This is a genomic window from Bradyrhizobium sp. WSM4874 (assembly GCF_055811835.1).
In genome coordinates, this window is sequence record NZ_JBVVPR010000008.1 from 226,351 (window position 1) to 234,258 (window position 7,908).

General features: G+C 65.9%; 10 protein-coding genes and 1 tRNA gene. 3 read left to right on the forward strand and 8 right to left on the reverse strand.

Annotated features, from left to right (window positions below):
- Nucleotide 1 precedes the first annotated feature (1 nt).
- From AC0L3P_RS11455 to AC0L3P_RS11475, 5 genes are all read right to left on the reverse strand, one after another.
- The gene (locus tag AC0L3P_RS11455; RefSeq protein ID WP_473301909.1) at nucleotides 2–931 is read right to left on the reverse strand and encodes a glycine reductase; all 930 of its coding nucleotides are present in this window, start codon (nucleotides 929–931) and stop codon (nucleotides 2–4) included.
- Between the two features lie 69 nt (nucleotides 932–1,000).
- The gene (locus AC0L3P_RS11460) at nucleotides 1,001–1,582 is read right to left on the reverse strand and encodes a GDP-mannose pyrophosphatase (protein ID WP_473301910.1); all 582 of its coding nucleotides are present in this window, start codon (nucleotides 1,580–1,582) and stop codon (nucleotides 1,001–1,003) included.
- Nucleotides 1,583–1,591: 9 nt separating this feature from the next.
- The gene (locus tag AC0L3P_RS11465; RefSeq protein WP_473301911.1) at nucleotides 1,592–2,035 is read right to left on the reverse strand and encodes a GNAT family acetyltransferase; all 444 of its coding nucleotides are present in this window, start codon (nucleotides 2,033–2,035) and stop codon (nucleotides 1,592–1,594) included.
- Nucleotides 2,032–3,459, reverse strand: a complete 1,428-nt coding sequence (locus AC0L3P_RS11470; protein WP_473301912.1) for an FAD-binding oxidoreductase — start codon at nucleotides 3,457–3,459, stop codon at nucleotides 2,032–2,034. Before AC0L3P_RS11470 ends, AC0L3P_RS11465 begins: the two co-directional genes overlap by 4 nt.
- 80 nt (nucleotides 3,460–3,539) lie before the next feature.
- A complete protein-coding gene (locus tag AC0L3P_RS11475) occupies nucleotides 3,540–4,529 on the reverse strand; it encodes an L-threonylcarbamoyladenylate synthase (protein ID WP_473301913.1) in 990 nt (329 codons plus the stop codon).
- A gap of 68 nt (nucleotides 4,530–4,597) precedes the next feature.
- Here AC0L3P_RS11475 and AC0L3P_RS11480 point away from each other — a divergent pair.
- A tRNA-Pro gene (locus AC0L3P_RS11480) sits at nucleotides 4,598–4,674 on the forward strand.
- Between the two features lie 200 nt (nucleotides 4,675–4,874).
- Here the strand turns inward: AC0L3P_RS11480 and AC0L3P_RS11485 are convergent.
- The 3 genes from AC0L3P_RS11485 to AC0L3P_RS11495 form a co-directional block, all read right to left on the reverse strand.
- On the reverse strand, nucleotides 4,875–5,201 hold the full coding sequence (locus tag AC0L3P_RS11485) for a hypothetical protein (protein WP_354057129.1): 327 nt from the start codon (nucleotides 5,199–5,201) through the stop codon (nucleotides 4,875–4,877).
- A 221-nt stretch (nucleotides 5,202–5,422) separates the two neighbouring features.
- Nucleotides 5,423–5,647, reverse strand: coding sequence for a hypothetical protein (locus AC0L3P_RS11490; protein ID WP_473301914.1), 225 nt, complete (start codon nucleotides 5,645–5,647; stop codon nucleotides 5,423–5,425).
- Nucleotides 5,648–5,803: 156 nt separating this feature from the next.
- Nucleotides 5,804–6,064: a hypothetical protein gene (locus AC0L3P_RS11495; protein ID WP_027516488.1), complete on the reverse strand. Its 261-nt coding sequence runs from the start codon at nucleotides 6,062–6,064 to the stop codon at nucleotides 5,804–5,806.
- 181 nt (nucleotides 6,065–6,245) lie between these two features.
- On the opposite strand from AC0L3P_RS11495, the gene AC0L3P_RS11500 reads away from it, so the two are divergent.
- A complete protein-coding gene (locus AC0L3P_RS11500) occupies nucleotides 6,246–6,677 on the forward strand; it encodes a hypothetical protein (RefSeq protein ID WP_473301915.1) in 432 nt (143 codons plus the stop codon).
- Between the two features lie 129 nt (nucleotides 6,678–6,806).
- Complete coding sequence (locus AC0L3P_RS11505; protein WP_473301916.1) at nucleotides 6,807–7,766, forward strand: N-carbamoyl-D-amino-acid hydrolase; 960 nt, start codon at nucleotides 6,807–6,809, stop codon at nucleotides 7,764–7,766.
- Nucleotides 7,767–7,908 lie beyond the last annotated feature (142 nt).

The following is a 7,908-nucleotide window of genomic DNA, read 5'->3' on the forward strand; positions in this document are numbered from 1 at the left end:
GTCAGGCGGCGCGATTGCCGCGCGCGATCTCCTTCTGCTTGTCGAATTCGGCCCGGCGGCGTGCCAGCTCTTCAGGCGAGAGCTGCGCGACGTTGTTGTAGTCGAGCTTCCAGGAAGCGTCCTCGCTCCAGCGCAGCGGTGACTGCATCGTGGTCTGCGGGCCGCTTGCGGTCTCCAGCAGCGTGAGCGCCAGCTCGAGCGTCTGTGCTTGCGAGGCCACGTCGTGCGGCTTGCCGGCGGAATTGCCGAGCGGAAAATCCGAGAACAGGAAGCGCGGCACGGCGGCGTGCTCGATGATGTCCTTGGCGCAGCCCATGATCACGGTCGGAATGCCGTTGGCTTCGAGATGCCGTGCCACCAGCGCCGTGGTCTGGTGGCAGACCGGGCAGTTCGGCACCAGCACGGCCATATCGACTTTGTCGGCGACGGCCCGCGCCAGAATCTCCGGCGCGTCGGTGTCGAGGGTGACGCGATGGCTGCGGTTGGTCGGCGCGCCGAAGAACCGCGGGCCCACCTCGCCGATGCGCCCGGCGGCGCTCGCCTTCAAAAGTTGCGGCAGCGGAAACCAGGTGCCGTTGTCGGTGGCCGTGGTGTGCTTGCGATCGTAGCCGATATGCGAGATGCGCAGGTCGTGCTGCTTCGCCGTGTCGCCGTCATAGACCTGGTAGAATTTCGCGCCGCCATTGTACGCCGCGCCCGGCCCCTGGTCGCCCTTGGTGGGATCGTACGGCGCGGCCGTCGTGATGATCGTGACGCGTGATTGCGACAGCGGCTTCTTCAGCGGCTGGAACGGCGCCTCAGTGTAGTGAGCCCAGCGATACGCCGTGGTGTAGCCAATCGCGGCGTAATAGTCCCGCGTGCGCTGCATATAGGGGACGGCGGCGTCATAGTCGGGCGCAAAGCCGAATTCGTCGTCGCGCGAAGCGGTCATGGGCGCGTCTCCTGGTTCTTGTTGGCGACAGACTAGAGATAGTCGGGGGTGAGCTCAAGAGTAAGCAGCTCACCGAAACACATGCAGCGCCACATGCTGCAGCAGCATGATCGCCTTGGCGTCGATGATGCGGCCGTCCACGATCATCGCCAGCGCCTCGTCGATGCCGAGCTCCAGCACCTCGATGTCCTCGCCTTCGTGTTCGAGGCCGCCGCCGTCGCTGACCCGCATCTCCGGCTCGTACTCGGCGACGAAGAAATGCAGCTTCTCGGTGATGGCGCCGGGACTCATGAACGCCTCGAACACCTTGTGGACGTGGTGCAGGCGATAACCCGTCTCCTCCTCGGCCTCGGCGCGGATGCGCATTTCGGGCGAGGCGTCGTCCAGCACGCCGGCGGCGGCTTCGATCAGGAGATCGTCGTAGCCGCGGATGAAGGCCGGCAGGCGGAATTGCTTCACCAGGATCACCGTGCGCCGCGCGCGGTTATAAGGCAGCACGGCGGCTGCGTTGTCGCGCTCATAGGTCTCGCGATGCTGCGTCTGCCATTCGCCATTGGCGCGCCGGTACTCGAACGTCGTGGTCTTCAAGGGAGTCCAGCCGTCCGAGAGCACGCGGACGTCCTTGATGCGGACGCGGTCGGAAATCGTCATGCTTCGATCTCAATTGCTTGGCGTTGTGGTGCGGCCGTCGAGCCACTTCTGGAACATCACCGAGGTCGATTCCTCGAAACCCAGCGACTGGTAGAACGCGTTGGCCTGCTCATTCCCGCGCCGGACCAGGAGCTGGAGCTTCAGAATTCCAGCCGTGCGCAGCCAGTCCTCGGCCGCTGCCATGATGACGCGGCCGTAGCCACGCTTCTGTCTATCCGGGTCGACGGCGACGTAATAGACCCAGCCGCGATGGCCGTCATGGCCGACCATCACGGTGGCGACGATGGCGCCGCCGTCGCGGCCGAGCAGGATGGTGGAATTGTCGCGCCGCCGCGCCAGCGCGATGTCGGCATGCGGATCGTTCCACGGCCGCGTCAGGCCGCAGCGCTGCCACAGCGTGACCACGGGCTCGACATCGGCCTCGGTGATCGCGTCGATCGTGAGCACACTCACAGCACTTTTCCCGGGTTCATGATTCCAAGCGGATCGAGCATCGCCTTGATGGACCGCATCAGCTCGATTGCAGTCTTGTCCTTCACATCGGGAAGCTCGTCGCGCTTGAGCACGCCGATACCGTGCTCCGCCGAGATCGAGCCGCCCATGCGCAGCACGATGGCGAACACGACCGCGTTCATCTCATGCCAGCGCGCCAGATAGTCCGCGGTGTTGGCGCCGATCGGCTGGCTGACATTGTAGTGCAGATTGCCGTCGCCGAGATGGCCGAACGGCACCGGCCGCGCGCCGGGGATCAGCTTCACCACGGCATCATTGGCCTCGGCGATGAAGGCCGGCACCGTGGCCACCGGCACGGAAATATCGTGCTTGATCGAGCCGCCCTCCGGCTTCTGCGCCGACGACATCTCGTCGCGCAGCTTCCAGAAGCCGGCTCGCTGGGTGAGGTTGGCCGCGATCACCGCGTCGTCGACGATCTCGTCCTCCATGGCGCGGCCGAGGATCGCTTCCAGCGGCGTGCGGGCATCGTCACCCGGCGAAGACAATTCCATCAGCACGTACCAGGCATGCTTCTGCGCGAGCGGATCGCGCACGTCGATGCCGTGGCGGATCGAGAAATCGACCGCCATCTCCGAGAGCAGCTCAAAACTCGTCAGCGCATTGGCGGCCTCGCTTTGCGCGATTGCCAGCAGCTTCAGCGCGGCGTCCGGCGACTTCAGCCCGACGAAGGCGGTCTCGATCGACCGCGGCTTCGGAAACAGTTTTAGCGTCGCCGCGGTGATGATGCCGAGCGTGCCTTCGGCGCCGATGAAGAGGTTGTGCAGATTGTAGCCGGTGTTGTCCTTCTTCAGCTTGGAGAGCACGTTGAGCACGCGCCCGTCCGCCAGCACCACCTCGAGCCCCAGCGCCATCTCGCGCGCGACGCCATAGGCGAGCGCGGCCGTGCCGCCGGCATTGGTCGAGAGATTGCCGCCGATGGTGCAGCTCCCTTCCGCGCCGAGCGAGAGCGGAAACAGCCGGTCGACGTCCGCGGCCTTCTGCTGCGCGATCTGCAGCACCACGCCGGCCTCGCAGGTCATGGTGTTCGACGCAGTGTCGATCTCACGGATCTTGTCGAGCCGCCGCAGCGATACCACCACCTCGCCATTGTGGGGCGTCTGGCCGCCGACGAGCCCCGTGTTGCCGCCCTGCGGCACCAGCGCGATTCTGTGCGCGGAGGCGAGCTTGCAGATCGCGGCCACTTCGGCGGTCGAGCCGGGGCGCAGCACCAGTGGCGAGCGGCCGTGGAACAGATTGCGCTCCTCGGTGACGTAGGCCTCGATGTCGGCGGCATCGGTGATGGCGTGCCTCTCGCCGACGATCTTGCGGAATTGTTCGATCAGCTCGGGCGCAAGCGGTGGGGTGGCGGAATGATTGACGTTCATTGTCTTGTCTCTTCTCAAGCTTCTTACTCTTTGCGCATGATCTTGTCGGAAAACCGCTACACACTTTTCCGGATCATGCGCTATCGCGCCACAGCCGCCCGGCGCAGCCGGTCGTTGATCGCTTCGCCCAGATCCTGTTCGGGGATCGCCATCACCGCAATCGCCCGCGGGCTCCTCACATCGAGGGCGCGAAGATAGCCGAACAGATTGGCTGCGGCTTCATCGAGATCGCCGGTGGGGGACAAATTCATGACCGCGGCTGCGGCCTCCAAGCCAGGCAGGTGCGCGGGGCCGAACGCCAGCAGCGCTTCGCCCGGCGCGACATCCTGCGCATTGAGCCGCACATTGGCGCGTGGCGCGTAATGCGAGGCCAGCATGCCCGGCGCCAGCGGCTGGCTGTCGTCGCTGTCGGCCTCCGCGGGAAGTCGCGCCAGCGGTGCACCGAGCACGGCCTCGATCCGCTCGCGTGACAACCCGCCGGGCCGCAGCAGCATCGGCGCCGCAAAGCAGCCGACGATGGTCGATTCGACGCCGACCGTAACCGGGCCGCCGTCGACGATCAGGTCGATCCGCCCCGCAAGGTCCCCCTCGACATGGGCTGCCAGCGTCGGCGAGACGTGGCCGGAGATGTTGGCGGACGGCGCCACCACAGCCCCGCCAAAGGCGCGCAGGATCGCCTGCGCCACCGGATGGGCCGGAATGCGGATCGCGACCGTGTCGAGGCCCGCGGTGGCAAGCTCGGCCACCGGGCAGTTCTCCGTCTTCGGCACCACCAGCGTCAGCGGCCCCGGCCAGAACGCCTCCGCGAGGCGCAAGGCGCAGGCGTCGAATCGCCCGATCCGGCGCGCGGCCGCGAGGTCGGCGACATGCGCGATCAGCGGATTGAAGGCCGGCCGCCCCTTGGCGGCGTAAAGATGGGCGATCGCGCCGGCATTGCCGGCGTCCGCCCCGAGCCCGTAGACCGTCTCGGTCGGGAACGCGACCAGCCCGCCGGCGGCCAATGTCCGGGCGGCAGCTTCCGCGCCGGCCTCGCCGGCCGGTAAAATCAGCGTTTCAAGACCCGTTTTCACAGGGATAAGATTCCTCAGCTCGGCCGCTTGCGGTGCGCCAAACCCGACGCTATAAGCCGGCCTCTTGTCGGAGTGTGGCTCAGCCCGGTAGAGCACTGCGTTCGGGACGCAGGGGTCGCAGGTTCGAATCCTGCCACTCCGACCATTCTTCCAAAAGTCGACGTTTTCCTAAGGCTCGTTCCCAAAGGCTTGGCGGACCGGCCGCCGGCGCCCGGGAGCGCCTTCTTGCAACGATTTTCAGGGCGGGTCCACGACCGATTTGGCCGGACAGGGCGGCGTGTGCGAGCGGCATGGCTCGGCGTTTGCCGATATCGATAACTCGGCGTCGCAAGCTAGGTCAGAGGACTACCGCCTCGCCACCAGCACGCCGACCATAAACGCAATCATCAGCGCCGGCAGCGGCGCCTCGCGGACCATGCCGCGAACGATTTGCGTCCAATCTTGCTCCGGGACGAGTTTCGGAGACCTGATCTCGGGCGCTGGCTTGATGCCCCATTCGGAGGCGAGTTCGGCAATTTCGCCTGAGGCAAGCCGCACGCCGTCGCGGACGCGGAAGATGGCGGCGTCCGCGCGCTCGCGCGGTGCCAGCAACATCATCGTCGTGACGGCGGTACGCAAGGTCATCTCGCCGTAGCCTTGCAGCCTGACCGATTCCTCGGGGTCGGACGTCATCGCAAATACCTCACAGCGCCAAATGCTTTACAATGCGAAGTGGCGCGCGATGGTGAAGGCCATCGCCGCGCACAGGACCAGCGTGGATACCGCGCCGGCCACGCCGCGCGCGAGATCGGCCCGCGTCAGGTGCCTGGTCATGATTTTGCTCCATGCTCGGCATGGCAATGGCGGGGAGGCGGCGTTGGTTCCTTGCGCCGCGGGCGAATCGCGAACGCTGGCTACTTCCGCAGCAGCTCGCTCAGCGCCGCCGTCGCTTCGGCGCAGCGGATCTCGTCGATTTCGCGCGACAGGCTGAGCGCGCTCGATCTGAGCTCTTCGACTTTCCAGCTCTCGGGGTGCTGGGTCTCGAGTTGACCGAGCCGCTTGTTCAGATCGTCCAACCTCGTTTGCAATTGTTCGACGCTGGCGGCCCCATTCACCACCCAGACTCGTTGCGCACGCATCGTAGTTCCCCTGCTAGTCTCACGGCGTTGTGAGAGGGGTTCGTGGCCGCAATGGGAGTTTCTTTTGTCCGGCTTCAGACGAACGGGAACCGTTGCAGATCGGCAACGCGAGTTCCTTCGCGTCGGCGTGCGTCTGGAGCTCGGCCCGTCACCGCATCAGGCCGCGCGCGGCCACTCGGTCGATTGCTTTTCAAGCCGGCTTTCGAGAATGGCGATGCTCACGCGGATATTGTCGCGCCGGGCCCGCAGGTTCTGCGCGAGCATGGGGTAGGCGACGTTCTGGGGATCGGAGATCCCAGCCTTCCGCTCTTCCTCCAGAATGTCGGCGTCGATCATTCGCATGCGCCAGCGCAGATCGGAGATCAATGCGTGGAGCTGGGTCGGCATGGTCGCTTCGAAACGGGACGTCGGATGCATGATCGCCTCACGATGAGACAGACCCACTGCGGGTCTGAGGGATTTGCCTCCCTTGCAGCAAGCGGAATGCCAGTGCGACGACTGAGCGAGTTTCTCCGCGATTGCTCGCCCTCTCGCCGGAACGTTTGCCACTCTTTCCCGTTGCTGCAGGGGCCTCGATAGCGAGGCGATCGAGGGACCCATGCCGCTCATCCGCTATTTCGTCTTCACCGGCGGCGCTCTGCTCGCCCTCCTGTACCTTGCTGATTACTACATGGCTGGTCCCGTGAGCGCCGCTACCGACACCGGGCCGGACCTCTCGATCGCTCGGATTCATTCTACGCAGACATGGCCGGAGAAGATCGTCTTCGACACCAACGTGCGACAGATTCCGTTGACCAAAACTGTGGCGTCATCATCAGACGCGGTGGCGCCGGCTGCGCCGGAAGGTACGCGCCAGGCATTTGCGATGGCGGCGCAGCCCGCCGCGGAGCTCTCGAAGGCCGCAGAGCCCAGGCGGGCCAAGGCGGCCGCCCCGAACAAGCGCGTCGCGGAGCGGCATCGCCGCCGCCAGCCGTCGCGCATGGCGGCGCGCGATCAGTTCTTCAACGAGCCCGCCGCCGCAGGATGGTGAGCGGCGCGTTCCGCGTGACAGTCGGGCTGCCTCTCGGTTGGGCACCGTGCCGGACAGCGAGGCTGTGCGCGCGACGCATCGCGCGATAGTCTCTGCCGCGACTTGACGGGAAGCGGACGAGGGAAAATCGTGGCAAGATTTGTGACTGTGGCGGCCGGCCAGCTTGGCCCTGTCGCGCGGACCGAGACCAGAACCGCGGTCGTGGCGCGCCTGATGGCCTTGATGCGCCAGGCGCACGCCAACGGCTGCGACTTGATCGTCTATCCCGAGCTGGCGCTGACCACGTTCTTTCCGCGCTGGTATTTCGAGGATCAGGCCGAGATCGACAGCTTCTTCGAGCGCGAGATGCCGGGGCCGGAGACCAGAGGCCTGTTCGATCTCGCGCGCGAGATCGGCATCGGATTCTACCTTGGCTATGCCGAGCTGACGGTCGAGTCCGGAATTGTCAGGCGCTACAACACCTCCATCCTGGTCGAGAAGAGCGGCGAGGTCGTCGCGAGATATCGCAAGGTTCATTTGCCCGGGCATGCCGAGCACGAACCCTGGCGCGAATTCCAGCACCTGGAAAAGCGCTATTTCGATCCGGGCAGCAGTTTCGGCGTGACCGAGGCCTTTGGCGGCGTGATGGGGATGGCGATCTGCAATGACCGCCGCTGGAGCGAGACCTACCGGGTGATGGGCCTGCAGGGCGTCGAGATGGTGATGATCGGCTACAACACGCCAGTGCACAATCCGCCCGCGCCCGAGCATGACGATCTCTCGCTGTTTCACAATCATCTGGTGATGCAGGCCGGCGCCTACCAGAACGGCACGTTCGTGGTCGGCGTCGCCAAAGCGGGGGTCGAGGAGGGCGTCGATCACATCGGCGGCAGCTGCGTCATCGCCCCCTTCGGCGAGATCATCGCGCGATGCACCACCAAGGGCGACGAGATCGCGCTCGCCCGCTGCGATCTCGATCTCTGCAATTCCTACAAGCGCACCACGTTCAATTTCGACGTTCACCGTCAGCCGCAGGCCTACGGGATGATCGTCGAACGGAAGGGCGTGACCCTCATGGCCGACGGAACGCCGGTGCGAACGAAGGGGTGATGTTTTTTCTCTGTCGGCCACACCCACCGCTGTGGGGGGGGGGGGGGGGGGCGGGGGGCGGGGGGGGGGGGGGGGGGGGGGGGGGGGGGGGGGGGGGTGGTGGGGGGGGGGGGGGGGGGCCGGGCCGCCGACCAAACCCCGA

Excerpts from the sequence above, each read along its gene's own strand:
- AC0L3P_RS11455 (WP_473301909.1), bottom strand. The coding sequence starts at position 931 with ATGACCGCTTCGCGCGACGACGAATTCGGCTTTGCGCCCGACTATGAC.
- AC0L3P_RS11460 (WP_473301910.1), bottom strand. The coding sequence starts at position 1,582 with ATGACGATTTCCGACCGCGTCCGCATCAAGGACGTCCGCGTGCTCTCG.
- AC0L3P_RS11470 (WP_473301912.1), bottom strand. The coding sequence starts at position 3,459 with ATGAACGTCAATCATTCCGCCACCCCACCGCTTGCGCCCGAGCTGATC.
- AC0L3P_RS11485 (WP_354057129.1), bottom strand. The coding sequence starts at position 5,201 with ATGACGTCCGACCCCGAGGAATCGGTCAGGCTGCAAGGCTACGGCGAG.
- AC0L3P_RS11490 (WP_473301914.1), bottom strand. The coding sequence starts at position 5,647 with ATGCGTGCGCAACGAGTCTGGGTGGTGAATGGGGCCGCCAGCGTCGAA.
- AC0L3P_RS11495 (WP_027516488.1), bottom strand. The coding sequence starts at position 6,064 with ATGCATCCGACGTCCCGTTTCGAAGCGACCATGCCGACCCAGCTCCAC.
- AC0L3P_RS11500 (WP_473301915.1), top strand. The coding sequence starts at position 6,246 with ATGCCGCTCATCCGCTATTTCGTCTTCACCGGCGGCGCTCTGCTCGCC.